General features: G+C 60.5%; 25 protein-coding genes. 18 read left to right on the forward strand and 7 right to left on the reverse strand.

The annotated features are described in order from the left end of the window. The first annotated feature begins 29 nt into the window (after positions 1-29). The 8 genes from LIY45_RS24200 (at position 30) to dctM (ending at position 8,731) form a co-directional block, all read left to right on the forward strand. Entirely contained in the window at positions 30-848 is an 819-nt protein-coding gene (locus LIY45_RS24200; protein ID WP_226477837.1) for a MaoC family dehydratase N-terminal domain-containing protein, read from the forward strand. 31 nt (positions 849-879) lie between these two features. Further along, positions 880-2,043: an acyl-CoA dehydrogenase family protein gene (locus tag LIY45_RS24205; RefSeq protein WP_226477838.1), complete on the forward strand. Its 1,164-nt coding sequence runs from the start codon at positions 880-882 to the stop codon at positions 2,041-2,043. A 10-nt stretch (positions 2,044-2,053) separates the two neighbouring features. Continuing rightward, positions 2,054-3,403 carry an MmgE/PrpD family protein gene (locus LIY45_RS24210; protein ID WP_226477839.1) on the forward strand — a complete coding sequence of 450 codons (1,350 nt, stop codon included), beginning with the start codon at positions 2,054-2,056 and terminating at the stop codon, positions 3,401-3,403. A 9-nt stretch (positions 3,404-3,412) separates the two neighbouring features. Next, on the forward strand, positions 3,413-4,609 hold the full coding sequence (locus LIY45_RS24215) for a CaiB/BaiF CoA-transferase family protein (RefSeq protein WP_226477840.1): 1,197 nt from the start codon (positions 3,413-3,415) through the stop codon (positions 4,607-4,609). 14 nt (positions 4,610-4,623) lie between these two features. Further along, positions 4,624-5,439, forward strand: coding sequence for a CoA ester lyase (locus tag LIY45_RS24220; protein WP_226477841.1), 816 nt, complete (start codon positions 4,624-4,626; stop codon positions 5,437-5,439). Between the two features lie 220 nt (positions 5,440-5,659). Beyond that, positions 5,660-6,643 (forward strand): C4-dicarboxylate TRAP substrate-binding protein DctP, encoded by a 984-nt coding sequence (dctP, locus tag LIY45_RS24225; protein WP_017475173.1) that lies wholly within the window; start codon positions 5,660-5,662, stop codon positions 6,641-6,643. Positions 6,644-6,818: 175 nt separating this feature from the next. Then, a complete protein-coding gene (locus LIY45_RS24230; protein ID WP_177029129.1) occupies positions 6,819-7,451 on the forward strand; it encodes a TRAP transporter small permease in 633 nt (210 codons plus the stop codon). After that, positions 7,451-8,731, forward strand: a complete 1,281-nt coding sequence (gene dctM / locus LIY45_RS24235; RefSeq protein WP_010169752.1) for a C4-dicarboxylate TRAP transporter large permease protein DctM — start codon at positions 7,451-7,453, stop codon at positions 8,729-8,731. Before LIY45_RS24230 ends, dctM begins: the two co-directional genes overlap by 1 nt. 137 nt (positions 8,732-8,868) lie before the next feature. Here the strand turns inward: dctM and ampC are convergent, their stop codons facing one another. Then, positions 8,869-10,023 (reverse strand): class C beta-lactamase, encoded by a 1,155-nt coding sequence (ampC, locus tag LIY45_RS24240; RefSeq protein WP_226477842.1) that lies wholly within the window; start codon positions 10,021-10,023, stop codon positions 8,869-8,871. A gap of 132 nt (positions 10,024-10,155) precedes the next feature. Here ampC and LIY45_RS24245 point away from each other — a divergent pair, with 132 nt between their 5' ends. Then, a complete protein-coding gene (locus LIY45_RS24245; protein WP_017475176.1) occupies positions 10,156-11,037 on the forward strand; it encodes a LysR family transcriptional regulator in 882 nt (293 codons plus the stop codon). Here LIY45_RS24245 and LIY45_RS24250 read toward each other — a convergent pair whose 3' ends face one another. After that, positions 11,038-11,613 carry a DUF1349 domain-containing protein gene (locus LIY45_RS24250; protein ID WP_226477843.1) on the reverse strand — a complete coding sequence of 192 codons (576 nt, stop codon included), beginning with the start codon at positions 11,611-11,613 and terminating at the stop codon, positions 11,038-11,040. It abuts the gene before it with no gap. Positions 11,614-11,827: 214 nt separating this feature from the next. On the opposite strand from LIY45_RS24250, the gene LIY45_RS24255 reads away from it, so the two are divergent. Further along, a complete protein-coding gene (locus tag LIY45_RS24255; RefSeq protein WP_026077688.1) occupies positions 11,828-13,012 on the forward strand; it encodes a DUF2252 family protein in 1,185 nt (394 codons plus the stop codon). A 137-nt stretch (positions 13,013-13,149) separates the two neighbouring features. On the opposite strand, the gene yghX is transcribed toward LIY45_RS24255, so the two are convergent. After that, complete coding sequence (gene yghX, locus LIY45_RS24260; RefSeq protein ID WP_226477844.1) at positions 13,150-14,037, reverse strand: YghX family hydrolase; 888 nt, start codon at positions 14,035-14,037, stop codon at positions 13,150-13,152. Positions 14,038-14,081: 44 nt separating this feature from the next. Further along, positions 14,082-14,576: a PaaI family thioesterase gene (locus LIY45_RS24265; RefSeq protein WP_226477845.1), complete on the reverse strand. Its 495-nt coding sequence runs from the start codon at positions 14,574-14,576 to the stop codon at positions 14,082-14,084. 118 nt (positions 14,577-14,694) lie between these two features. Here LIY45_RS24265 and LIY45_RS24270 point away from each other — a divergent pair, with 118 nt between their 5' ends. After that, positions 14,695-15,249 carry a YceI family protein gene (locus LIY45_RS24270; RefSeq protein WP_226477846.1) on the forward strand — a complete coding sequence of 185 codons (555 nt, stop codon included), beginning with the start codon at positions 14,695-14,697 and terminating at the stop codon, positions 15,247-15,249. Positions 15,250-15,252: 3 nt separating this feature from the next. On the opposite strand, the gene LIY45_RS24275 is transcribed toward LIY45_RS24270, so the two are convergent. Next, positions 15,253-16,146: a DMT family transporter gene (locus LIY45_RS24275; RefSeq protein WP_226477847.1), complete on the reverse strand. Its 894-nt coding sequence runs from the start codon at positions 16,144-16,146 to the stop codon at positions 15,253-15,255. 91 nt (positions 16,147-16,237) lie between these two features. On the opposite strand from LIY45_RS24275, the gene LIY45_RS24280 reads away from it, so the two are divergent. The 4 genes from LIY45_RS24280 to LIY45_RS24295 all read left to right on the forward strand — a co-directional run bounded on the left by LIY45_RS24280 (position 16,238) and on the right by LIY45_RS24295 (position 21,038). Continuing rightward, a complete protein-coding gene (locus LIY45_RS24280; protein ID WP_226477848.1) occupies positions 16,238-17,566 on the forward strand; it encodes a PLP-dependent aminotransferase family protein in 1,329 nt (442 codons plus the stop codon). A 193-nt stretch (positions 17,567-17,759) separates the two neighbouring features. After that, positions 17,760-18,902 carry a hypothetical protein gene (locus LIY45_RS24285; RefSeq protein WP_226477849.1) on the forward strand — a complete coding sequence of 381 codons (1,143 nt, stop codon included), beginning with the start codon at positions 17,760-17,762 and terminating at the stop codon, positions 18,900-18,902. A gap of 184 nt (positions 18,903-19,086) precedes the next feature. Next, positions 19,087-19,971, forward strand: a complete 885-nt coding sequence (locus LIY45_RS24290) for a hypothetical protein (protein WP_226477850.1) — start codon at positions 19,087-19,089, stop codon at positions 19,969-19,971. A 74-nt stretch (positions 19,972-20,045) separates the two neighbouring features. Next, entirely contained in the window at positions 20,046-21,038 is a 993-nt protein-coding gene (locus LIY45_RS24295; RefSeq protein WP_226477851.1) for a hypothetical protein, read from the forward strand. A 123-nt stretch (positions 21,039-21,161) separates the two neighbouring features. On the opposite strand, the gene LIY45_RS24300 is transcribed toward LIY45_RS24295, so the two are convergent. Further along, the gene (locus LIY45_RS24300) at positions 21,162-21,593 is read right to left on the reverse strand and encodes a nuclear transport factor 2 family protein (RefSeq protein WP_226477852.1); all 432 of its coding nucleotides are present in this window, start codon (positions 21,591-21,593) and stop codon (positions 21,162-21,164) included. Between the two features lie 256 nt (positions 21,594-21,849). On the opposite strand from LIY45_RS24300, the gene LIY45_RS24305 reads away from it, so the two are divergent. Then, the gene (locus LIY45_RS24305) at positions 21,850-22,320 is read left to right on the forward strand and encodes a RidA family protein (protein ID WP_063029656.1); all 471 of its coding nucleotides are present in this window, start codon (positions 21,850-21,852) and stop codon (positions 22,318-22,320) included. A 6-nt stretch (positions 22,321-22,326) separates the two neighbouring features. Beyond that, the gene (locus tag LIY45_RS24310; protein WP_226477853.1) at positions 22,327-23,061 is read left to right on the forward strand and encodes a CPBP family intramembrane glutamic endopeptidase; all 735 of its coding nucleotides are present in this window, start codon (positions 22,327-22,329) and stop codon (positions 23,059-23,061) included. A 6-nt stretch (positions 23,062-23,067) separates the two neighbouring features. Here the strand turns inward: LIY45_RS24310 and LIY45_RS24315 are convergent, their stop codons facing one another. After that, positions 23,068-23,433 (reverse strand): hypothetical protein, encoded by a 366-nt coding sequence (locus tag LIY45_RS24315; RefSeq protein ID WP_226477854.1) that lies wholly within the window; start codon positions 23,431-23,433, stop codon positions 23,068-23,070. A gap of 288 nt (positions 23,434-23,721) precedes the next feature. Here LIY45_RS24315 and LIY45_RS24320 point away from each other — a divergent pair, with 288 nt between their 5' ends. Beyond that, positions 23,722-24,138, forward strand: coding sequence for a hypothetical protein (locus tag LIY45_RS24320; RefSeq protein WP_003215097.1), 417 nt, complete (start codon positions 23,722-23,724; stop codon positions 24,136-24,138). The last annotated feature ends 3 nt before the right edge of the window (positions 24,139-24,141 follow it).

Below are 24,141 nucleotides of genomic sequence, written 5' to 3' on the forward strand. Positions count from 1 at the left end.
CAGATTCCCTGCCCGAGGACATGCACCTGATGAGCGCCACAGACTGGATCGGCCGTAGCGAAACAGCCCACGACCACTTGAGCCACAACCTGCTCAAACGCATCGCCGCCACCTTCGGCGAAGCAGTACCGGCGGATGGCGAGGCAGTTCCGCCCTTGTGGCAATGGTGCTTTTTCCAGGACCCGCTGCCCGAATCCGCCCTGGGCGGTGACGGCCACCCGGCCCGTGGCGGGTTCCTGCCGCCGGCGGATAACCGCAATCGCATGTGGGCCGGCGGGCGTATCGAGTTCTTCCATGGGTTGCGTGCCGGTGAGCCTGCCACCCGTGTCTCGACCATCACCCAAGTGGAAGAAAAAACCGGCCGCACCGGCTCGCTGCTGTTTGTCACCGTGCGCCACGACTATTCCCAGGACGGCCGCCTGGCCATTCGCGAGGAACAGGACATCGTCTATCGCGAACCCACGCCGCCCAAGCAGGGCAGTGGTGATGTATTACCCGAAGGCGACTGGCGCGAAGCGGTCGATCCGACGCCCACCCTGTTGTTCCGCTACAGCGCCGTGACCTTCAACGGCCACCGCATCCATTACGACTATCCCTATGTCACCGGCACCGAAGGTTATTCGGGGCTGGTGGTGCACGGGCCGCTGATCGCCACCTTGAGCCTGCGCACGTTTTGTCGGGCAAACCCTGGGGCCACGTTGCGCCGTTTTTCCTATCGCGGCGTGCGGCCGTTGATTGCCCCGCAACCCTTTGAAGTCGGCGGGCGCATCACTGCGCCGGGCGTGGCCGAACTGTGGGCGGGCAACGCTGACGGCCTGGCCCAGCGCGCCGAACTGCATTTCGAATAAACCTCCAAGAACAACAGGCGGAGAGCCGTTAATGAACCCGAGTGACAACGAAGAACTGAATGCCATCCGCGAAGGCGTCCGCGCACTGTGCGCTGAATTCGACGCCGCCTACTGGCGCAAGGTCGATGAGGAAAAAGGTTTCCCGGAAGCCTTCGTCAAGGCCCTGACCGACGCCGGCTGGCTGTCGGCAATGATCCCGGAAGCCTACGGCGGCTCCGGCCTTGGGCTGGCGGAAGCCTCGGTGATTCTTGAGGAAGTGAACCGCTGTGGCGGCAACTCCGGCACCGTCCACGGCCAGATGTACAACATGTTCACCTTGCTGCGCCACGGCAGCGAAGCGCAGAAAAGCTTCTACCTGCCCAAGCTTGCCAGCGGCGAACTGCGCCTGCAGTCGATGGCCGTGACCGAGCCCACCACCGGCACTGACACCACCAAAATCAAGACCACCGCCGTCAAGCGTGGCGACAAGTACGTGATCAACGGCCAGAAAGTCTGGATATCGCGGGTGCAGCACTCCGACCTGATGATCCTGCTGGCCCGCACCACGCCGCTGGCGGAGGTGAAGAAAAAATCCGAAGGCATGTCGATCTTCCTGGTGGACCTGCGGGAAGCCATCGGTAACGGTCTGACCGTGCAGCCGATTGCCAACATGGTCAATCACGAAACCAACGAGCTGTTCTTCGACAACCTGGAGTTGCCGCTGGACAGCCTGATTGGCGAGGAGGGCAAGGGCTTCCGCTATATCCTCGACGGCCTCAACGCCGAACGCACCCTGATTGCCGCCGAGTGTATCGGCGACGGCCGCTGGTTTATCGAGAAAGCCAGCGCCTATGCCCGTGACCGCGTGGTGTTTGGCCGGCCCATCGGGCAGAACCAGGGCGTGCAGTTTCCGATTGCCGAAGCCCATATCGAGATCGAAGCGGCCGACTTGATGCGCTGGCGTGCCTGTGAGGAATACGACAGCGGCGCCAACGCCGGGGCCAGCGCGAACATGGCCAAGTACCTGGCGGCCAAGGCGTCCTGGGAAGCCGCCAACGCCTGCCTGCAAACCCACGGCGGCTTCGGGTTTGCCTGTGAATACGACGTGGAGCGCAAGTTCCGCGAGACCCGCCTGTACCAGGTTGCGCCGATCTCCACCAACCTGATCCTGTCCTACGTGGCCGAGCATTTGCTCGAACTGCCACGCAGCTTCTGAGGGCCTGACCATGAGCCATACCCAAGCGCTGTGCCGGTTCCTCGTCGAGTTGAATTACGAGCAATTGCCGGACGACGTGCTCGCCCGCACCGAAGACCTGTTCCTCGATTGGCTCGCCTCGGCGCTGGCCAGCCAAGGCGCACATCCGATCCCGCTGTTCGAGCGTTATGCCCGCAGGATGGGCCCGGCCAATGGCCCGGCGCAGGTGATTGTCAGCGGGGGCAGCAGCAGTGCGTATTTCGCCGCACTGGTGAACGGTGCGTCGTCGCACCTGGTGGAGCAGGACGACCTGCACAACAGCTCCGTCCTGCACCCGGCGACCGTGGTGTTTCCTGCTGCATTTGCGGCGGCGCAAGACCTCGGCAAATCCGGTGGCGAACTGCTGCTGGCTTCGGTGGCTGGTTACGAAGCCGGGATTCGCATCGGCGAATTCATGGGCCGTTCCCACTACCGGATCTTCCACACCACGGCCACCGTCGGCACCCTTGCGGCGGCTGTCGCGGTGGGGAAATTGCTCGACTTCAATGAAGAGCAATTCATCAATCTGCTGGGCAGTGCAGGCACTCAGGCGGCCGGTCTTTGGGAGTTCCTGCGGGATGCCGCCGACTCCAAGCAACTGCACACCGCCAAGGCGGCCGCCGATGGTTTGTTGGCCGCGTATTTGACGGCGGACGGGCTGACAGGTGCGCGCAATATTCTGGAAGGTGATCAGGGGATGGCGGCGGGCATGTCCACTGACGCAGACCCCAGCAAACTGTCGGATCGCCTCGGCAGTCGCTGGGCGTTGCTGGAAACCTCGTTCAAGTTTCACGCCTCGTGTCGCCACACCCATCCGGCCGCCGATGCGCTGCTGGATTTGATGCAGCGCGAGGGCATCAGCCATGAGCACATCACCCGCGTGGAAACCCGCGTTCATCAAGGCGCCATCGACGTATTGGGCCGGGTAACGCTGCCGCAGACCGTGCACCAGGCCAAGTTTTCCATGGGCACCGTGCTGGGGTTGATTGCGGTGCATGGCAAGGCCGGGCTGACCGAATTTCATGAACTGGCGCTCTCCGATCCCGCCGTATCGGCATTTCGCGACAAGGTCAGCATGACCCTCGACGCCGAGGTCGACGGTGCTTATCCGCAGCGTTGGCTGGGCCGGGTGATTGTCACCACGGTCGACGGTCGCGTGCTGCACGGCGCCATCGACGAACCCAAGGGCGACCCGGGCAACACCCTGAACCGCGCCGAGCTGGCCGACAAGTTCCAGCGCCTGACTCAATTCAGCGGCGCCCGCACGCCCGCGCAAACCACCGGGCTGATCGAAAAAGTCTGGGATCTGCGCCACGCCACGTCCCTGGCTCACTGGCTTTAAGGAATCGTCATGACTGCTAATCAACGACCGTTGGACGGCATCACCGTCGTCAGCCTGGAACACGCGATTGCCGCACCGTTCTGCACCCGCCAGTTGGCCGACCTGGGCGCCCGTGTAATCAAGATCGAACGCCCGGGCGCCGGTGACTTTGCCCGAGGCTACGACGAGCGCGTGCGCGGCCTGGCGTCGCATTTCGTGTGGACCAACCGCTCCAAGGAAAGCCTGACCCTGGACCTCAAACACGATGATGCCGGGGACATCCTGGAAACCCTGCTGGCCGACGCCGACGTGCTGGTGCAGAACCTGGCACCGGGCGCTGCGGCGCGCATGGGCCTGTCATTCGAGGCGCTGCATGAGCGCTTCCCGCGGCTGATCGTCTGCGACATCTCCGGCTATGGCGAGGGTGGCCCGTATGAAAAGAAAAAGGCCTACGACCTGCTGATCCAGAGTGAAGGCGGCTTTCTCTCGGTCACCGGCGGCCCGGGTGAGGACCAGATGGCCAAGGCCGGCTGTTCCATCGCCGATATTTCCGCCGGGATGTACGCCTACAGCGGCATCCTCTCGGCGCTGCTGCTGCGGGGCAAGACCGGCCAGGGCAGTCGCATCGACGTCAGCATGCTGGAAAGCCTGGTGGAGTGGATGGGCTATCCGATGTACTACGCCTTCGACGGCGCGCCCCAGCCACCGCGTGCGGGGGCGGCGCATTCGACGATCTACCCCTACGGACCGTTTCCCACCGGCGACGGCGGCACGGTGATGCTCGGGTTGCAGAACGAGCGGGAATGGGCGGCGTTTTGCGACAAGGTGCTGCTCACGCCGGAATTGGCCACCGACGAGCGTTTCTCGGCCAACTTCAAACGCTCGGCAAACCGCGACGTGCTGCGCCAGATCATCGTCGACCGCTTCGCGCAGATGAGTGCCGAGGGCGTGATCCAGCGCCTGGAAGACGCGCAAATCGCCAGCGCCCGGGTCAACGATATGCAAGGCGTGTGGGACCACCCGCAACTGAAGGCCCGGGACAGTTGGCGCGAAGTCGACAGCCCGGCGGGCAAGTTGCCGTCGCTGCTGCCGCCGGCGCGCAATGCGGCGTTTACCCCGCGGATGGACGCGGTGCCGGGGCTGGGCCAGCACAGCCAGGGGATTCTCGACCAGTTGGGTTACTCCGCTGAAGCCATCGACAGACTGCGTGCACGCGGCGTTATCTGATAAGGAATTGAGCGATGCCAACTTCTCTTGTGCGCTCTGCGCTGTTCGTACCGGGCAGCCGGCCGGAACGTTTTGCCAAGGCCTTGGCCAGTGGCGCCGATGCGGTGATTGTGGATTTTGAAGACGCGGTAGAAGAGCCGCTCAAGCGCCAGGCACGGGACAACCTCGGGGTGTTTTTGCAGGCGACGCCCGCAGCGCGGGTATGGGTGCGGATCAATGCGCCGGAGCATGCCGAGCATTTTGCCGATGTGGCGTTTTGTCAGGCCCATGCCGGGGTGGCGGGGGTGTTGCTGCCCAAGGTTGAAAGCGCGGCCCAGGTGGCGGTGGTGGCGGCCACGGGCAAAGCCATCTGGCCGATCATCGAGAGTGCGCGGGGCTTGCTGGCGGTGGCGGACATTGCCCATGCGCCGTTGGTGGAGCGCTTGTCATTCGGCGGCCTGGACCTGGCGCTGGACTTGAACCTGAGCAGCGGCTCCCCGGCCGCGCAATTTGCCCTGGACCAGGCCCGCCTGGCCTTGATCGTGCATTCCCGCGCCGCCGGGCTGGTGGCGCCACTGGATGGCGTGCACCCGGCCATCGACGACCCCGAAGGCCTGCGCCGCGCGATTCGGCATGCCTATGAAATGGGCTTTGCCGGCGCGCTGTGTATCCATCCCAGGCAAGTGGCGGTGATTCACCAGGCGTTGGCCCCCAGCGCCGAGGATTTGGCCTGGGCCAAGCGGGTGGTGGAAGCCGGTGCCCATGGGGCAGGGGCCTATCAACTGGATGGGCAAATGGTGGATGCACCGGTGTTGCTGCGGGCCCAACGATTGCTGGCTGCACAACGCTAAAATGTGGGAGCTGGCTTGCCTGCGATAGCGGTGGTTCAGCCAAGGATGTGTTGCCTGACACGCCGCCATCGCAGGCAAGCCAGCTCCCACATTGGTTCTCTACTGTTTGCATGGTCGGCGTTCGTCCACGCCGAACGCAGGTATCTAAAATTCGAAATTCTCTATACGCGTGACATCAGGCACCTTGCCCTATAACACAACAATAAGAAGGTGATTTTCCATGCTCAAGCTTTCTCGGGCGCTGTTCTGCGCCGCCACCTTGTTTGCCGCGGGCCTGGCCCAGGCGGCCGACCCCATTGTGATCAAGTTCGCCCACGTCGTCGCTGAAAACACCCCGAAAGGCCAGGGCGCGTTGCTGTTCAAGAAGCTCGCTGAGGAACGCCTGCCTGGCCGGGTGAAGGTCGAGGTGTACCCGAACTCCTCGCTGTTCGGCGATGGCAAGGAAATGGAAGCGCTGCTGCTGGGGGACGTGCAGATGCTGGCGCCGTCACTGGCCAAGTTTGAGCAGTACACCAAGCAAGTACAGATCTACGACCTGCCGTTCCTGTTCAACGACCTGGCGGCAGTCGACCGCTTCCAGGCTGCCCAGGGCAAGGCGTTGCTGACCTCCATGCAAGACAAGAACATCCTCGGCCTGGCCTATTGGCACAACGGCCTCAAGCAACTGTCGGCGAACAAGGCATTGCGTGAGCCCAAGGATGCCCGTGGCCTGAAGTTCCGCGTGCAGGCCTCCAGCGTGCTGGAAGAGCAGTTCAAGGCGATCCGCGCCAACCCGCGCAAGATGAGTTTCGCCGAGGTGTACCAGGGCTTGCAGACCGGCACCGTCAACGGCACCGAGAACACCTGGTCGAACTATGAAAGCCAGAAGGTCAACGAGGTGCAGAAGTACTTCACCGAATCCAACCATGGCCTGATCGACTACATGGTGATCACCAACGCCAAGTTCTGGAACGGCCTGCCGCCGGATGTGCGCACCACCCTCGACCAGATCATGGTTGAAGTCACCGTCGAGGTGAACAAGCAGGCCGAAGCGCTGAACCAGTCGGCCAAGCAGAAGATCATCGACGCCAAGACCAGCGAAATCATCGAACTGACGCCCGAGCAACGCCAGCTCTGGCGCGAAGCCATGCGCCCGGTGTGGCAGAAGTTCGAAGGTGAAATCGGTGCCGACCTGATCAAGGCGGCCGACGCGTCGAACCAGTAATTGGTTGCTGAAACAAACCCGACTCCTGTGGGAGCGGGCTTGCCCGCGATGGCATCACCTCGGTGTTCCTGAAAGACCGAGTTGCCCGCATCGCAGGCAAGCCAGCTCCCACATTGATCCGGTTTCGTCAGTGACTTGTCGTGAATTTCCCCGTCCAGTTTCGCGAGGTTTTGCCATGCAAACGCTAAGGCGCGTCTGGGAGCACCTGGAGGAAGGCTTTATCGCCATCCTGCTGGCCGCCATGACCCTGGTGACTTTTGTCTACGTCATGCTCAACAACATCTACACCCTGTTCTTTGCCCTCGCCGACAAGTGGGCGTGGAGCAGCGGTTTCTTCAATGCCCTGGGTGACCACACCATGGGCTGGGCCCAGGACATGACCTGGAGCGTGGCGCTGACCAAGGCCATGTTCGGCTGGCTGATTTTCTTTGGCATCTCCTACGGCGTGCGCACCGCCGGCCACCTGGGGGTGGATGCCCTGGTCAAGCTGACGCCGCGCCGGGTGCAGCGCCTGCTGGGCATGCTCGCCTGCCTGTGCTGCCTGGCCTACGCCGGGCTGTTCATGGTTGCCAGCTACAAGTGGTTGAGTGCGGTGATGACCGCCCACATCGGCGCGGAAGACCTCGACCAGTTCGGCATCGATGTCGGCGACATTATTGTGATCGTGCCCATCGGCTTTGCTCTGGTGTTCATCCGCTACCTGGAAATCTTCTACCGCATCTTCACCCACCGCCAAACCGGGCTGGGCCTGGCCGACGAAGCCGGTGAAGCCAGCAAGTTGGCCGGCAGCCATGAGGAGCGTCACTGATGGCCGTTCTGTGTCTGTTTTTGCTGCTGTTCGTGTTCATGTTCCTCGGTGTGCCCATCGCGATCTCCCTGGGGTTGTCGGGCGCGGTGTCGATCCTGATGTTCAGCCCGGACTCGGTGAGTTCCCTGGCCATCAAGCTGTTTGAAACCTCGGACGCCTACACCTTCCTGGCGATTCCGTTCTTCCTGTTGTCGGGTGCGTTCATGACCACCGGCGGCGTGGCGCAACGGCTGATCGACTTTGCCAACGCCTGCGTCGGGCATATCCGTGGCGGGCTGGCGATTGCGGCGGTGTTGGCGTGCATGCTGTTCGCCGCGCTGTCGGGCTCCTCGCCGGCGACGGTGGCGGCGGTGGGTTCGATTGCCGTGGCGGGCATGGTGCGCTCGGGCTATCCGAAAGAATTCGGCGCCGGGATCATCTGCAACGCCGGTACCCTGGGCATCCTGATTCCGCCGTCGATTGTGATGGTGGTGTACTCGGCGGCGACTGAAACCTCAGTGGGCAAGCTGTTTATGGCCGGGGTGATTCCGGGCCTGCTGCTGGGCTTGATGTTGATGGTCGCGATCTACATCGTCGCGCGCATCAAGAAGCTGCCGGCCCAGCCACGGGCGACCTTTCGCGAGTGGCTGACCTGTGCACGCCGGGCGTTCTGGGGCTTGCTGCTGCTGGTGATCATCCTTGGCGGTATCTACAGCGGCATGTTCACCCCGACCGAAGCGGCGGCGGTGGCGGCGGTGTACTCGGCGTTTGTCGCGCTGTTTGTCTACAAGGACATGAAGATCAAGGATTGCCCCAAGGTGCTGCTGGAGTCCGGGCGCCTGGCGATCATGCTGATGTTTATCATCGCCAACGCCATGCTCTTCGCCCACGTGCTGACCACCGAGCAAATCCCCCAGGAAATCACCGCGTGGGTGATCTCCGAAGGCCTGACGCCGATTGGTTTCCTGATTATGGTCAACGTGGTGTTGCTGGTGGCGGGCAGCTTTATGGAGCCGTCGGCGATTGTGCTGATCCTGGCGCCGATCTTCTTCCCGATCGCGATGAAGCTGGGGATCGACCCGATTCACCTGGGGATTGTGATGGTGGTCAACATGGAGATTGGCCTGGTGCATCCGCCGGTGGGGCTGAACCTGTTTGTGACCTCCGCAGTGACCGGGCTGACCCTGGGGCAGACCATCCGCGCGGCGTTGCCGTGGCTGATGATTTTGCTGGTGTTCCTGATCATGGTGACCTACCTGCCGTTCATCTCCCTGGCCTTGCCGCACTGGCTGGGGATGTAAACCCACTTTAAATCACACCACAAAACAATGTGGGAGCGGGCTTGCCCGCGATGAGGGCGTGTCAGCCAGCACAGGTGCTCACTGATACACCGCCATCGCGGGCAAGCCCGGCTCCCACATTTGATTTATGCAGGGATTTATTTATCCATCGCACTCAGGATTGCATGGGCCGCTTTCACCCGTTCGGCATTCGGATAGTTTTTGTTCGCCAGGATCACCACCCCCAAGTCTTTACTCGGCACATAAGCCACGTACGCCCCAAAGCCGCCGGTCGAGCCGGTCTTGTTCACCAGCGTGTCGGCGTGGGGTGCCTGCGGTGGTGTCAGCCAATTGACCTTGTGGGGCTCCATGGCCATTTGTGTCGAGTTGCCTTCCACCAGGGCATCCAATTTGATCGGGTAGGGGTACATCTCCCAGCCGAGGCCCTGGGTCATGCCATCCACCGTGTAGTACCCGGTGTGGGTCGTGGCAATCGCCTGCTGCAACGGCTTTTCCAGCTTCGCCGGGTGCATGTTCACTTCAACGTACTGAATCAGGTCCGAGGTGCTGGTCTTGATGCCGTAGGCTTCGGCGTCCAGGGCGCCAGGGCCGACGCGCACTGGTTTGCCGGCCTTGTCGTAACCTTGGGCGTACAGGTTCATTTGCGCCTTGGGCACGGTGATAAAGGTGTGCTTGAGGCCGAGTTTCGGCAGCAGGGTCTGCTCCATCAAGCGGTTAAACGGCTGGCCCAGGCTTTGCGCTGCCAGGTGGCCGAACAGGCCGATACTCGGGTTGGAGTAGAGGCGTTGGGTGCCGGGGGCGAAAGCCGGTTTCCAGTGCTGGTAGTAGCTGATCATCTTGCCGGCGTTATCGGACTCATCCGGGAATTGCAGCGGCAAGCCACCCGCGGTGTAGGTGCCGAGGTTGAGCAGGCTGATGTGGTCAAACGTGTCGCCGCGCAATGCCGGCAGGTACTGACTGGCCGGGTCCGACAGCTTCAACTTGCCGTTGGCCAGGGCGTAGCCGGCGAGGGTGGCGGTAAAGGTCTTGCTCACCGAGCCGATTTCAAACAGGGTGTTTTCGGTGACCGGCTGCTGGCTGTCCTTGTTGGCGACGCCGTAGTTAAAGTATTGCGCCTTGCCGTTCTGTATCACCGCAACCGACAGACCGGCGATGTCCTGTTGCTGCATCAGGGGCTGGACAGTACTGTCCACGACCTGGCGTATGTCGGTAGCCGCCATGCAGTTGCCTGCGCCGAGCAATAAGGCGAATATCGTGGTGTTTCGCACGGTTGGGAAAATGGATGTGTACATGCTGACTGACTTCCATGAAGGTGATCGGGTGAATACCGTTGCCTGCGCAGGCGCCGCAAATTTAGGCAGTTTGTGATCCGGCGGCAAACGATGATATCTCGCAACAGCCATTAGAAAAATTAGGGTCAAGCCATGCTCCGTTCCCATTTGCCTCTCAACGCACTGCGGGCCTTCGAGGCTTCCGCGCGGCATTTGAGTTTTACCCGGGCGGCGATTGAGTTGTGCGTCACCCAGGCGGCGGTCAGTCACCAGGTGAAAAGCCTGGAGGCGCAGCTCAATGTCACGCTGTTCAAACGCTTGCCTCGGGGCCTGATGCTCACCAGCGAAGGCGAGACCTTGCTGCCGGTACTGCGGGAATCCTTCGACCGCATCGCTCACACCTTAGGCCAGTTTGAAGGCGGGCATTACCGCGAAGTCTTGACGGTGGGCGCGGTGGGCACCTTTGCGGTGGGCTGGCTGTTGCCCCGGCTTGCGGATTTCCAGGCGCGCTACCCGTTTATCGACCTGCGCCTGTCCACCAACAACAACCGCGTCGATGTGGCAGCAGAAGGGCTGGATTACGCGATTCGCTTTGGTGCGGGTGCATGGCACGGCACCGAGGCGTGCCAATTGCTCGAGGCGCCGCTGACGGTGCTGTGCGTGCCGCAACTCGCCCGGCAATTGCAGACCCCGGCGGACCTGTTGAAGCACACGTTGCTGCGCTCCTACCGCGCGGATGAGTGGACGCAATGGTTCCAGGCTGCGGGTTTGCCTGCCGATACGCTGGTGCCGCGCAGTATCGTTTTCGACTCGTCCCTGGCGATGATGGAGGCGGCGCTGCAAGGGGCGGGCGTGGCCCTGGCCCCGGCGATGATGTTCAGCCGACAGTTGGCGACGGACGTGATCCGCCAGCCGTTCGAGGTGGGCATCACCACCGGCAGTTATTGGTTGACGCGCTTGCAGTCGCGGGCCGAGACACCGGCGATGTTGGCGTTCAAGGCGTGGTTGCGCGAAGTGGCGAGCAGCCGGCGTTAGTCAGGACAGGTCGTGCAGGGATTTACCGTTGGGCGCACCCACCCACAGTTCGGAAAACTCCACCTCCAGCCCACCGCGCTCTGGCGTGCAGCAGTAAGGCCCGACCTGATACGACTGCGCCACCGGGAAAGGCGCCAGGCGCACCAACGGCCAGCTCGCGCCATCCACTGATACCTGCACGCGCAACACACCCTTGGCCACGGTGACGCGAATCCAGAAGGCTTCGGGATCACCCGGGAACACGCCGGTAGCCCAGTCCGACACGCCATCGGTCAATACGCTGCTCAGCAGCGTCACGCCGTCGGACAGCTCCGCACCGATCTTCACCCAACGCGCTTCATCCACTCGTACCATCAACCCGGCCTGGTCATACAGGTGAGTGAATTCACTGTGGATTTTGACCTGAGCGGTAAAGTCGCCGTCGGTTTCGACAAACAGGAAATGCCCGTTATCACGCACAAAACCATAGTGGGTTTCACGCCAGAAATCGGTACTGGCGTCGGTGCGGACCTTGAGACGCTCGCCTTCTCGGCTCCAGTGCTGGGGTTGATTGAGCCAGGTGGCTTTTTCAAACATCGGGAAGCTCCTTGAAGGTGGCAAAACATCGGAGAAGGCGGCGGTGCCAGTGTTAAGGCGCGTGCGCAGCGAAAACAACCACCGCAGCGCGCCGACGCCAAGTGTAACCCCGGCAGCGATGGCGCCGATGCGGCTCATTAATAGAAATCCCTGAAACAAAATGAAACATTTGTGACGGGCTAACCTCTACCGTATCCCCATGACGAGTGCCTCTATGAAAACGCCGCGTCCTTCTTCGCGAATGCCCCACCTTATCCAACTGCGCAACCTGAAGATGGCGCGCTCCGCCCACGCTTATGTGCGGGGCAGTACGGTTCAGTTTTACGAGTGGCTGCACAGCCAGCGCGGGCGGCGGTTGCCCCACGGGCCGGCGATCTGGATCTGCGGCGACTGCCACGCCGGTAACCTCGGGCCCACGGGCGATACCAAGGGCCGGATCGACATGCATATCCGCGACCTTGACCAGGCGGTGATCGGCAACCCGGCCCATGACCTGGTGCGCCTGGCGCTGTCCCTGGCCACCGCTGCGCGGGGTTCGGACCTGCCGGGGGTGACCACCGCCCGCATGCTTGAAGAGATGATGGTGGGCTACGCGCAGGCGTTTAAGGACAAGCCCGACGAGGCACCGCCGCGTCCGTCCCAGGTCAAGGCCGGGATGCGCAGTGCGGTGGAGCGCACCTGGAAGAACCTGGCCCGCGAACGTATCGAAAACACCCGGCCGACGATTCCGTTGGGCAAGCATTTCTGGTCGTTGTCCCGGGCGGAAAAGTCAGCCCTTGAGACGTTGTGCGCGTCCGATGAAATCCACCGGCTGGTGACTTCGCTCAAAGGCCGCTCCAACGATGACGAGGTTGAGCTGCTGGACTCGGCGTACTGGGTCAAGGGTTGCAGCTCCCTCGGGTTGTTGCGGTATGCGGTGTTGTTGGGGGTAGGGGACCAGGACGATCAGGAATACTGCCTGCTCGATATCAAGGAAGCGGTAGGGGCTGCAGCGCCGCGGGCGGCACGGGCGAAGATGCCCCGGGACAATGGCCGGCGAGTGGTGGAGGGCGCCAGGCACCTGTCACCGGCGTTGGGGGAACGGATGCTGGCGACGCGGTTTCTGGATCACGGTTTTTTTATCCGCGAGCTGTTGCCCCAGGACATGAAGCTGGAACTGGATGAGTTGAGCGAGATTGATGCGATGCACGCGGCCGGGTACCTGGCGCGGGTGGTCGGCGTGGCGCATGCACGGCAGATGGACCGGGATACACGCAAGGACTGGATGGCGATGTTGCAGGAGAACCGGTCGAAGCAGCTGGATGCGCCGTCGTGGTTATGGACCAGCGTGGTGCAGTTGGTGGGGAACCATGAGGAAGGGTATCTCAACCACTGCCGGCAGTATGCGTTGGAGCACTGACCCGGGAAACACCTGAATCACTGTGGGAGCTGGCTTGCCTGCGATGGCAGCACCGCGGTGTATCTGACACACCGAGGTGATGCCATCGCGGGCAAGCCCGGCTCCCACATAAGCCCAGTCCCACATAAGCGCTGTGTTCAGGCCAGGTATTTCTTGAACCAGCCCAACGTCCGCTCCCACGCCAGATTCGCCGCCGCCTCGTCATACCTCGGCGTCGAATCGTTATGGAAACCGTGATTGGCACCCTTGTAGATAAACGCCTCATAGGTCGTGCCGGCCGCCTTCAAGGCCTTCTCATACGCCGGCCAGCCCTCGTTGATCCGTGTATCCAGCTCACCGTAATGCAACATGATCGGCGCCTTGATCCGTGGCACGTCCTTGGCTTCCGGCTGGCGCCCATAAAACGACACCGCCGCACCCAACTCCGGATAAGCCACCGCCGCCGCATTGGTCACGCCGCCGCCATAACAGAACCCGGTGATCCCCACCTTGCCGGTGCTGGCATCGTGGTGCATCAACCATTCGATGGCCGCGAAAAAGTCGTTCATCAGCTTCTCGGGATCGACTTTCTGCTGCAGCTCCACACCTTTCTCATCGTTGCCGGGATAGCCGCCAACGGAGGTCAGGCCATCCGGTGCCAGGGCAATGAATCCGGCCTTGGCCAACCGACGGGCGACGTCTTCGATATACGGGTTCAACCCACGGTTCTCATGCACCACCACCACCGCCGGCACCTTGCCGCTGGCTTTGGCCGGGCGCACCAGGTAGCCGCGCACCGTGCCGTTGCCCTTGGGTGACGGGTAGGTGATGTAGTCGGCGACGATCTCCGGGTCGGTGAATTTCACCTGTTCGGCCAGGGCGTAGTTGGGGCTCAGGGCGGCGAGCAGGGCCGAGGCCGTGAGCCCGCCAAAGGTGAACAGCGCCGCGCGGTCGAGAAACTCCCGGCGGTTGATCTTGCCGTGGGCGTAGCCGTCGTAAAGCTCCAGCAGTTCAGGGGCGAAATCTTTGGCGGTCAGACGAGTCATCGGTAGCGTCCTCGATTAGCGGTGGGACTGAATGTAGACCAGTATCAGGCTTCCCGGCCATGGGCGGCGGCTGCCAACTGCCCGGTGTCGACCCGCACGAAGACCGAATCGCCAATGGCCGTCAGCACGCCATCGGCGTACACCTCGCACATCACGCGGCTTTTGCGGCCCACGTCACCTTCGACTTTCGCGCGCAAGGTCAGGGGTACGCCCATCGGTGTCGGCTTGATGAATTTGATCCCCAGGTTGCCAGTCACGCAGTCGATACGCGGCAGGCTGCCGGGTTCGCGTTGTTCGGCCCGGTAGTGGTAGGCCATGGCGGTCCAGTTCGAGTGACAGTCCACCAGCATCGCGATCAAGCCGCCGTAGACCAGGTCTGGCCAGCCGCAGTATTGGGCGTCGGGCTGGTGCTCGGCGATCACGTGGATGCCGTCGGCGTCCCAGCGGCTCTTGATGTGCAGCCCGTGGGGGTTGCGGCTGCCGCAGCCATAACAGACGCCGTCGGGGGCCGTGGTGTCTTGCAGGGAAAGCGCGGGCATCGTGGCTCCTTGTTGTTTGAGTTCTGTCGGGGTACGAGCCTAATGCCAGGCACGTGAATAAATCCAGCACCTACGCTGTTAGCAGTGCACAGCGTGTTCATTCCCGGTTGAGAATCCCATGACACCTCGATTGCTAGCGGCCCTCCTTACCCTCGGCACCGTGTCCAACACGTATGCGGTGGAATACACCGACGTGAATCCGGCGGCCAGTACCCTCAGCTTCACCTATGACCAGATGGGCCAGCAGGTGTACGGCACGTTTGGCCGCTATTCGGCGAGCCTGCATTTCGACACGCAAAACCCGGCCGCCGCCAGCACCGTGCTGACCATCCAGCTGCCGAGCATCAATGCCGGCAGCGACGACGCCAACACCGAACTGCCCAAGCCCGGCTGGTTCGACATGACGACTTACCCGGTGGGCACCTTTACCTCGACCCACATCACAGACCTGGGGGGCAACCGCTACCTGTTCAGCGGCAACCTGACCCTCAAGGGCCAGACCCGGCCGGTGGAGGTCAAGGTGGCGCTCAAGGAGCAGAGCGGCATTGGCGTGTTCGACGGTGAATTCGTGCTCAAGCGCGACGACTTCAAGATCGGCGCGGGGGAGTGGGCGGACAGCGTGGTGTCCAATGGGATTGTCATCAAGTTCAAGATGGTTGCGCCTGAGCGCTGATGGTCAGCGGGCGAACTTCCTGGCCCCCGCCACACACGCAATCACCGCAACCGTCACCACCAGCATGCCCAGGCTCACCTGTTCATGCAGCAGTGTGGCGGCCAGTGCCAGGCCGAAAAACGGTTGCAGCAATTGCAATTGCCCGACGGCGGCGATGCCGCCCTGGGCCAGCCCGCGGTACCAGAACACAAAGCCGATCAGCATGCTGAACAGCGACACATAGGCCAGGCTCAGCCAGGCCGGCAGGCTGATGTTCACGAAGGACGCAGGGGCGAGGATCGCCGTCAGAGGCGCCACCATCGGCAGCGAGATCACCAGCGCCCAGCAGATCACCTGCCAGCCACCCAGGGTGCGTGAAAGTTTGGCCCCTTCGGCATAACCCAGGCCGCACGCCAGTATCGCCAGCAGCATCAGCAAATCCCCGGCGGGCGCGGCGCTCAGGCCCTGGGCGATGGCGTAGCCCACCACCAGCAGGCTGCCCAGAATCGAGAACAGCCAGAACACCGGCTTGGGCCGCTCGCCGCCACGCAATACGCCGAACACCGCGGTGGCCAGCGGCAGCAAGCCGACAAACACGATGGAGTGGGCACTGGTGACGTACTGCAACGCCAGGGCGGTGAGTAGCGGGAAGCCGATCACCACGCCCAGCGCGACGATTGCCAAGGGCAACAACTGGCTACGGGCCGGGCGCTTTTCCTTGAACAGCCACAACAGGCACGCACCCAGCAGGGCGGCGATGGTGGCGCGGGCGACGGTCAGGAACACCGGATCAAACTCCAGCACCGCCAGGCGTGTGGCGGGCAGCGAGCCGCTGAAGATCACCACGCCGATCAAGCCATTGACCCAGCCGCTGGCGTTCTGTTCTCGGGTGTTGAGGTGGGTGGTGGTGCGTTCCATGGGTGTCGGGCTCGATAAGGATAAGTTGCGTCTGCCGCATCCTATGATTCACCATTGGGACAATCAAAAAATTGTCATGGATACATCGCCTATGCCCCGCGCCCGCTACAAGACATTGGTGGACACCTTCGCCCGGGATATCCGCTCCGGCACCTTGGCGGCGGGTACGCGTTTGCCGACGCACCGCCAGTTGGCCGCGAGCCACGGCCTGGCGCTGGTCACGGCCAGCCGGGTGTACACCGAGCTGGAGGCCATGGGCCTGGTCAGCGGTGAAACCGGGCGCGGGACTTTTGTGCGGGAAATCGCGTTGTCGCCGGGGCAGGGCATCGGCCAGATCGCCGTGGCGGCAGGCATGATCGATCTCAACTTCAACTACCCATCGCTGCCGGGCCAGACCGACCTGCTGCGCACTGCGTTGCGTCAGTTGGCGTTGTCCGGCGACCTGTCGGCCCTGCTGCGCTACCAGCCCCACGCCGGCCGGCTGCACGAAAGGGCGGCGGTGGCGCGCCACCTGGCGAGTCGTGGGCTGACGGTGCAGGCCGAGCAGGTGCTGATCGTCAGCGGTGCTCAGCACGGGCTGGCGGTGACCATGATGTCGCTGCTCAAGCCCGGCGATGTGGTGGCGGTGGATGCGTTGACCTATTCCGGTTTCAAGGTGCTGGCCGAGACGTTGCACCTGGAAATCGTCGCAATCCCGGTGACCGCGACGGGGCCGGACCTGGCCTTCCTTGAAAAGCTTTGCGCGCGGCGCCCGGTACGCGCCGTGTACAGCATGCCGACCCTGCATAACCCGTTGGGCTGGGTGATGAGCAGGGCGCAGCGCGAGCACCTGGTGGCGATTGCCCGTCAGCATGATTTGATCCTGATCGAGGACGCTGCCTACGCGTTTTTAGCCGAGGACGCGCCGCCGCCTGTGGCCGAGCTGGCACCGGAACGCACGGTGTACGTGTCGGGGCTTTCCAAGAGCGTTGCCACCGGCCTGCGGGTGGGGTTCGTGGCCGCTCCGCAACAGTGGATGGCGGCGCTGGAGCGTACGGTCATGGCCACCACCTGGAACACCCCGGGGGTGATGACAGCGGTGGCTGTCGCGTGGATCGACGACGGCACGGTGCTGCAGCTTGAAGCGCAAAAACGTAAGGACGCTCAGGCGCGCCAGGCGGTGGCCGATGAGGTGTTGGCGGGGCTGAATGTTATCCGCCATCCGTCTTCGTATTTTTTGTGGCTGCCCTTGCCGGAAGACGCCCGCGCCGACCAGGTCACCATGGCGCTGGCACGGGAAAACATCTCGGTGTCTACCGCCGAGCCGTTTGCCGTCTCGGCGCATGTGCCCCATGCGATACGGTTGGCCCTTGGATCGGTGGCGAGTGGAGCGTTGCGTCAGGCGCTGTTAAAGGTGCGCCGGGTAATAACCCACTATTAAACACAAGGCATGAAACGTATTGCCAAGTTGCCTGCAGGAACTAAAGGGGGAACGCTATCCAATAAAGTAATGCTCATGGTTTAGCCTGATTGTTCTGACATTATGTTTCTGGTAATTGGCTGCAACTTTCAGGGTTTGAGTATTTCTTAATATTCCGAATATTACTCGGAGCCTGTTTATAGGTAGGACATGTATGAGTGCGTTGTCAGGGATTAGTCCCCCGTTTCAAATGTCGCATGATCGAAACACTGTGCTTCCGCAAAAAACACTCAGTAATACCGACCGAAACGCTGTGCCGCACACGCCTGTGCAGCTCTCCGAAACAAGTAGTGTCCAACGCGGTGATAGGCAACTTGTGAGGGACGGAGTACAGTCCATACTTTCTTCTTTGCCGTCACTTGTCGATAAATATGGTGATGCACCGGACAATAAGGAAGAGATGACTTCCTTGCTGTCTCTTTTAACGGTGCTGGCAGGCTTGGTCGAAAAACTTGATACGAAGACTGTTCCCAGGGAAGTACTTCCCAAGCCACCCGAACCTGCGCCATCCCCCAGTGTGGTTGTGGTGCCCGACATCAGCGCTGACACCGTTAAAACTTCGGATAAGGTTGTTCCGCTGCCGGCCACTGTCGAGGTGCCTGATGCCGACGTTGAAGAAATTGATTCCTTCGATGAATTGAGCATGGCTGACGGCCTGCACGGCAGGCGTGGTATCGGTCTTGATGAATATGAACAGAAGCGAATACGCAGTACTTACAATGAAAATGGATTGCAAGTTATAACGCCTTCCGCCAAGCGCAAAGGCGAGAAGCCGGATAATATCACGACAGGCCTGAGCGCAATTCATCAGCCCTATCCGTGGATGGGGTACGATAAGCGTACGGCTCATATTGAAGTTATCAAGATTGCCATGCAGAAGTTTGGTCAAAGCGTTGACAGTATTTTTGATGAGTTCTCCCGTGTTGCGGGGGGACACACGATCACCATGAAGGACGGGTTTAAACTCAGCATTACTGATCAGGAATTGAAGTGGGCGGGTAAAGCCTCCCGATTCAATGGTACGGATGAGGGGATGATCGCAGACGCCAAATTGATATTTGCGGCTATGTGCAAGCGCGAGCAGATGGAAAGGGTCAAAGATTATGAAGGGAAAACTAGTTGGTATTCTGCGGCAGAAGACCCTTTCCTTCGGACCTACGTGGGCGCTCTGTGTATATCGGCGAACCCTAACGCGGACAGGCACAAGTTAATGGGTCATCTCGGTTTGCATGCGCACATCAGTAAGGCTGAAGTCGACGCCGGTGACCATGAGCCTTATGTTTATCAATTCCTGTGAGGGTTGCCGGCTTGCTTGATATTCGCCGCTACGGGTTTATGTAGGCTGTGTTTTATCGGTTTTAATTTCTACTGCGTGAATAAAATTGTATTCCGGAAGTTGGTGTTCTTAATCCCCGGCTGGGGGGTGCTTACTTGAAATTACGTGAATTATCTTTATTGCTGTCAACCTCAAGGTGGTATTCATGAGTGTTTCCTCAATTGGCAACGGGTCGGTGGCCTATTACGCAGGTAGCCAGGTGCCTGCATTCACCCCAGGGCCTGCGTCGCCTGTCACGGTTGGCTTAGCGACTGCGGGCCAGTCCTCAACTGTTCCTGATCACGCGGACCCCATGGCAGGCGTTCTGAGTCGCTTGAAGTCTTTGATTGCCAAAATGACTGCACGGTTTGGCAACCAGAATCAGCACGTATCTGCCGCCGAAACCGTCGTACAGCCACGTGCTGTTCCAGCGACCGAAACTCACCAACGGTTTATCAGAGGCACCGTGCATAACGCCGGAGAAAAGCCCGCCGATATCTGGGCGGCTTTTTCCCAGGGGAATACGGGTAACTGCGTGACGGTTGCTGCGTTGAAAGTGGCCATGATGAGGTTCGGCCACAATCCCCATGGTGTCTTTAAACACATCACGACGTTGGACGATGGGTTCGAAGTGACGATGCGGGATCACTATAAACTTCGTATCACCCATGATGAATTGGAAGAGGCACACGAGGGGTCAGCGTTGCAAGGTGACCCCTCCAGCGATGTCTTTGTGAACGCGCAGTTTTTATTTGCGGTCAGCGCCAAGCGGGCCCAGTTGGAAAATAATGACGGTCGGGCAAAATCATCGTTTGAAAATGCCATGGCCACCTTAAATGACGGAGAGTATCCAGGCGAGGGCCTTATTCGCCTGGGACTTCGCTCGTATATGGCACCGACTAACGTGAAGGAGTTGCAGCGTGGCGCCATTGGCACTATTTCCAGTGACGACCATGATTTCGCAGTGGCAGATGGATGTTTGGATGTCTTCGGGAAAAAAATCAAATTGGCCAAGGGCATTCATTGGAAGGAAGGCGTGAAGTTAATCTGAATCGCGTGACGGTGTTTCAACTTTCTATCACGGGGTGACACCTGGATCATTAATGTTTTGTTGGAGTGTCGGGCATGCAGTCATCGCAAATAGGTAAGCCTTTTTCCCGCGCGCAAGAAGTTCTGGCGCCAAGTCAAGCGCAGGTGATGGGCGATCACAAAGATTCGCTAAACTTTCGTGCGCAGCGTCTGCGCCCACAGCTTCAAGATTCCGGTGTGGGAGACAGTGGGCAGGGGCTGCAGGACGTATTGAAACAGTTGAACGCGTTGATTGAAAAAATATCGACGCGTATGCATCAACCCACCGCAAGTTCCGACATGAGGTCTCCCTCTGTGCCGGCACCCTTGGAGAGAAACAAAGCGCCTGCGGATCGTACATTGCCGATTGCCGGCTACAACGAAAAACGGGTGAATGCCTTATATGACAATGGCGTGCAAACGGCGCCTGAAGAGCAAGGTTTTTTTCTGGGAGCTGCCAAGGACGCAGGGATAAAACCGAAAGATATTTTTACTGGTTTTGTTCAGACAGGTTCCGGTAACTGTGTCGCCGTGTCAGCTATGAAATTGGCGATGATGAAATTTGGCCATAATCCCCATGGGATTTACAAAAAAATAGAGGCGGTGGATAACGGTTTTACGATAACAATGAGGGACAACTATACATTGCATGTGACGCATGATGAGCTGAAACAGGTGAATGCCTCCAAGGGGTTCGACGGTGATGTTTCGAGCGAAACCTTCAAACATGCCGTGTTTCTATTTGCTGTATCCGCCAAGCGCTTGCAACTTGAAAAGTACGCCGAAGAAAGCCCGGGAACCCTGGCAGCAGCGATTGACTATTTGAACAGCGGCGACTATCCGGGTGAGGCACTTCGCCGCTTGGGGCTTACGCCTCATATGGCGCCTGCCACCATGAAAGAGTTGAGGCAAGGGGTGGCAGGCAGCGTGGCTACTGGTCGGCATATGTTTGTGGTGGTAGATGGATACATGGATGACTATGGCAAAAAGGCAAAACTTGCCGGGTCGGGTAAGGGGCTTCCAGGCACCATAGCGTTGAAGCTGATCTAAACAGGCTTGAGCCTTGCAGGGTGAATGCGGTCAGAACGAGCCTGGTCGCGAAGCTCAACGATCGCGCGAAACGCGTTGCCCTAGAGCTTTCGCGAGCAGGCCCGCTCCCGCAGTGGCTGGCTGTCAGAACTTGTACGCCTGGCGCCCGATCAACAACCACTTGCCTTTCTGTTTCTGCCAGACCTGGAAGTTTTCAATTTCGGTTGGCACCTCGACGCCGCTGTTCACCGCCTGGGCGGAAAAGTGGTTGCGCACCAGGGCGGTGTCGCCACTGAGGGTGATGGTCTGTTTCTGCATTTCCAGGGTCTTGAAGCCGCTTATGCCGGTTTCAATGTCGGCGATGAATTCCTGCTTGTTCTGGACCTTGCCGCTGGAATGGCCGTAGGTGAGGTTGTTGGCAGTGAGGGCCTGTAGTTGCGGGATGTCCTTGTGCAGCATGGCCTGGGTCAGGTGATCGACCGCGACGGCGACATCCTTGTCACTCGCAGCAGGGGCGGCCGCTGCATAACCGCTGAACAGGCACAGAAAACCAATCAGAACCTTGACGTTTTGCATGGGTATTTCCTTGTTGTTGTGGGTACTGGGACGGCTCAGGAGGTGTGCTTGAGTCGTCGTACAACCATGCCGTATTTCGTGAGATCAAGGAAAGTGAAATTTATAATTGGCCAGAATATAAGCGCTGTTTGCCAGTATTGGTCGTCGTATCACTTGCGAAATAACGGTCTGCACTTCCCGTGGAAATGGCACATGGCTATGCTGTGGCCGGCGACTTCATGGTGTGGATTCGCAACAGCCAGTGGGGACAACAAACATGACACCGGATCAAAAGTACGCGGCGGCCATGGTGCGCCTGGGTTATCAACTCAACGAGTTCAAGATCGGCGGCAACTACACGCCGCTGCTCAGGGATGGCAATCACGTTTACATCAGCGGCCAGATCCCGCGGGTGGGTGACACGATCGTGCTGCCCGGCAAGGTCGGCGAAAGCCTCAGCCTCGCCGATGCACAGATTGCCGCCGGTGTCAGCGCATTGCGTTGCCTGGGCTTGCTCAAGCAGGCACTGGGCTCCCTGGATCAGGTCAAGGCGATCCTCAAGATCAACGTGTACGTGCGCAGCGCGGATGACTTTGACCAGCAAAGCGAAGTGGCCAACGGTGCGTCGGACCTGTTGAACGAGATCCTGGGGGCTGCCGGTTCTCACACGCGCACCTCGGTGGGCGTGCTGCAACTGCCCAAGGGCGCCGCCGTGGAAATCGACATGATCGCTGTGGCACAGGGCTGACGCCGAGTGATTGCCGACGCTTTTACAGTACTGATTCACTATGGGATTTATCTGCTGCCAGGGCTGATCCTGTTCGGCCTGTGGTTCGGCCTCACCCCGAAAACACTGCCGGGCGTGCGCATCGTTATTCTGCTGTTGGCCTTCGTGCTGATGCGTGATGCGATGACGCCGCTGGGCATGTGGTCGCTGAGCCGCGAGGTGCAGATCCAGTTCACGGCCAATCCCTTCGTGCTGGCGGCGCTGGGCGGCTTATCCCTTGGCCTGATTGCACTGCTCGCGCGCCTGGCACCGGAGTTATGGCAACTGACGGTGCTGTTCAAGGGCAATCGCGCTGTGGGCCTGGCGGTGGGGCTGGTGGCCGGCTGTTTGATTGGCCTGCCATTGCGCCTGTACCAAGGCATTGAACCGGCGGCGATCCGGGCTTACTGGACCTGGCTGATGGGCATGCTGGTGCTTGCCTACTGCGCCAATGCGCTGGAAGAGGTGTTGTTTCGCGGCTTCTTGCAGGGCTATCTCGAACAGCACGTCAGGCCGCTGCGTGCGGCGTTGCTCAGCGGGCTGGCGTTCGCCGCGTGCCATTCATTTTTGGCCCTGAGCGTGACGCAACTGGGCTGGCCGGTGCTGGCCTTTACCCTGATTGAAGGCGTGGTCTGCGGGCTGGTGCGGATGCGCTACGGTGTGGTGGCGGCGACGGCCACCCATGGCACGGCGATCTTGCTGATTGCCGTGCCGATGGTGTGAGTCGTCTCAGGCCTGTACATCCACGCCGATGTGGGCCTGGAGCCAATCCTTGTAGAGCGCGATGTTATCGGTCGACTGGTCGCCATTTTTCGCGGTGACAGTCTTGCCGTCCAGGCGCCCGATATCGAGCAGGTACTGAAGACCGTTGGCCACATGGGTGGCGTCGCTTTTGCTGAGTGACTGAACATCAGGCAGTGCGACGGCATTGTTTTCATCGTCGAAGGTCGCCCAAGAGGGATTGGCCCTGGCGGTGGCAACGGTTTGCGCGGTCGAGCGCACTTGCTCCTGATAGCTGGCTTCCAGCTTGGCCTTGATCTCGGGCGTGGCGTTGGTGACTTCAATCCTGCCGGCCCGCAGGGTGCCGTTTTCCATGGATTGTGTAAAAGCCTTCTGTCCCAGCGCTAACAGACTTGTCGTGCTTCCTATCATGGTGCCGCTCCCTTATTGGTAGCAACAACAGAGCAAAACCCGGGCCATGTGCTGCATGCCTTGTGCGGCGCGGGCTGGGTGGTATTGCCGGGGCAGGGCGCAGGCCAGGAGTTGCCGGGGCTGGCAAAGGGTTGCCACGTCGGCTCGCGCGAGCGCATTTCAGAACGTTGGAAACTAAGTTCAGAATCTCCAGTCTGTAATAGCGTATCGCCACCTCTACAAGGAATTAACATGAAGCTTAAGGTCGTTTTGCTGGGCACGGTTTTGTTGGCTGCGCCGCTTTACCAAGCGGTTGCCGAGACGTGCAGGGCGAACAGTTATGGTGGGTCCGATTGCGAATACGACAATGGCACCTCTTCCAAGAGTCGCGCCAATAGCTACGGTGGGCAAGACACCCAATACAGCGATGGTACTTCCTCCAAGAGCCGCTCCAATAGTTATGGCGGGCAGGATATCCAATACGGCGACGGCACCTCGGCCAAGACCCGTTCCAACAGCTATGGTGGGCAAGACACTCAATACAGCGACGGCACCTCAGCCAAGAGCCGCTCCAATAGCTACGGCGGGCAAGACACCCAATACAGCAACGGCTCCTCCTCCAAGAGCCGCGCCAATAGCTATGGCGGGCAAAATACGACAAATAACTAATGG

This window comes from Pseudomonas sp. MWU16-30323, from assembly GCF_020515595.1.
Classification (GTDB): Bacteria; Pseudomonadota; Gammaproteobacteria; order Pseudomonadales; family Pseudomonadaceae; genus Aquipseudomonas; species Aquipseudomonas yamanorum.

Coding starts and splice junctions, on each gene's coding strand:
- LIY45_RS24205 (WP_226477838.1), top strand. CDS start 880: ATGAACCCGAGTGACAACGAAGAACTGAATGCCATCCGCGAAGGCGTC.
- LIY45_RS24285 (WP_226477849.1), top strand. CDS start 17,760: ATGAGTGCGTTGTCAGGGATTAGTCCCCCGTTTCAAATGTCGCATGAT.
- LIY45_RS24265 (WP_226477845.1), bottom strand. CDS start 14,576: ATGCCCGCGCTTTCCCTGCAAGACACCACGGCCCCCGACGGCGTCTGT.
- LIY45_RS24210 (WP_226477839.1), top strand. CDS start 2,054: ATGAGCCATACCCAAGCGCTGTGCCGGTTCCTCGTCGAGTTGAATTAC.
- LIY45_RS24255 (WP_026077688.1), top strand. CDS start 11,828: ATGAAAACGCCGCGTCCTTCTTCGCGAATGCCCCACCTTATCCAACTG.
- LIY45_RS24245 (WP_017475176.1), top strand. CDS start 10,156: ATGCTCCGTTCCCATTTGCCTCTCAACGCACTGCGGGCCTTCGAGGCT.
- LIY45_RS24275 (WP_226477847.1), bottom strand. CDS start 16,146: ATGGAACGCACCACCACCCACCTCAACACCCGAGAACAGAACGCCAGC.
- LIY45_RS24270 (WP_226477846.1), top strand. CDS start 14,695: ATGACACCTCGATTGCTAGCGGCCCTCCTTACCCTCGGCACCGTGTCC.
- LIY45_RS24200 (WP_226477837.1), top strand. CDS start 30: ATGAGCGCCACAGACTGGATCGGCCGTAGCGAAACAGCCCACGACCAC.
- LIY45_RS24305 (WP_063029656.1), top strand. CDS start 21,850: ATGACACCGGATCAAAAGTACGCGGCGGCCATGGTGCGCCTGGGTTAT.
- LIY45_RS24320 (WP_003215097.1), top strand. CDS start 23,722: ATGAAGCTTAAGGTCGTTTTGCTGGGCACGGTTTTGTTGGCTGCGCCG.
- LIY45_RS24220 (WP_226477841.1), top strand. CDS start 4,624: ATGCCAACTTCTCTTGTGCGCTCTGCGCTGTTCGTACCGGGCAGCCGG.
- yghX (WP_226477844.1), bottom strand. CDS start 14,037: ATGACTCGTCTGACCGCCAAAGATTTCGCCCCTGAACTGCTGGAGCTT.
- LIY45_RS24215 (WP_226477840.1), top strand. CDS start 3,413: ATGACTGCTAATCAACGACCGTTGGACGGCATCACCGTCGTCAGCCTG.
- LIY45_RS24290 (WP_226477850.1), top strand. CDS start 19,087: ATGAGTGTTTCCTCAATTGGCAACGGGTCGGTGGCCTATTACGCAGGT.
- LIY45_RS24230 (WP_177029129.1), top strand. CDS start 6,819: ATGCAAACGCTAAGGCGCGTCTGGGAGCACCTGGAGGAAGGCTTTATC.
- ampC (WP_226477842.1), bottom strand. CDS start 10,023: ATGTACACATCCATTTTCCCAACCGTGCGAAACACCACGATATTCGCC.
- LIY45_RS24300 (WP_226477852.1), bottom strand. CDS start 21,593: ATGCAAAACGTCAAGGTTCTGATTGGTTTTCTGTGCCTGTTCAGCGGT.
- LIY45_RS24315 (WP_226477854.1), bottom strand. CDS start 23,433: ATGGAAAACGGCACCCTGCGGGCCGGCAGGATTGAAGTCACCAACGCC.
- LIY45_RS24295 (WP_226477851.1), top strand. CDS start 20,046: ATGCAGTCATCGCAAATAGGTAAGCCTTTTTCCCGCGCGCAAGAAGTT.
- dctP (WP_017475173.1), top strand. CDS start 5,660: ATGCTCAAGCTTTCTCGGGCGCTGTTCTGCGCCGCCACCTTGTTTGCC.
- LIY45_RS24280 (WP_226477848.1), top strand. CDS start 16,238: ATGCCCCGCGCCCGCTACAAGACATTGGTGGACACCTTCGCCCGGGAT.
- dctM (WP_010169752.1), top strand. CDS start 7,451: ATGGCCGTTCTGTGTCTGTTTTTGCTGCTGTTCGTGTTCATGTTCCTC.
- LIY45_RS24250 (WP_226477843.1), bottom strand. CDS start 11,613: ATGTTTGAAAAAGCCACCTGGCTCAATCAACCCCAGCACTGGAGCCGA.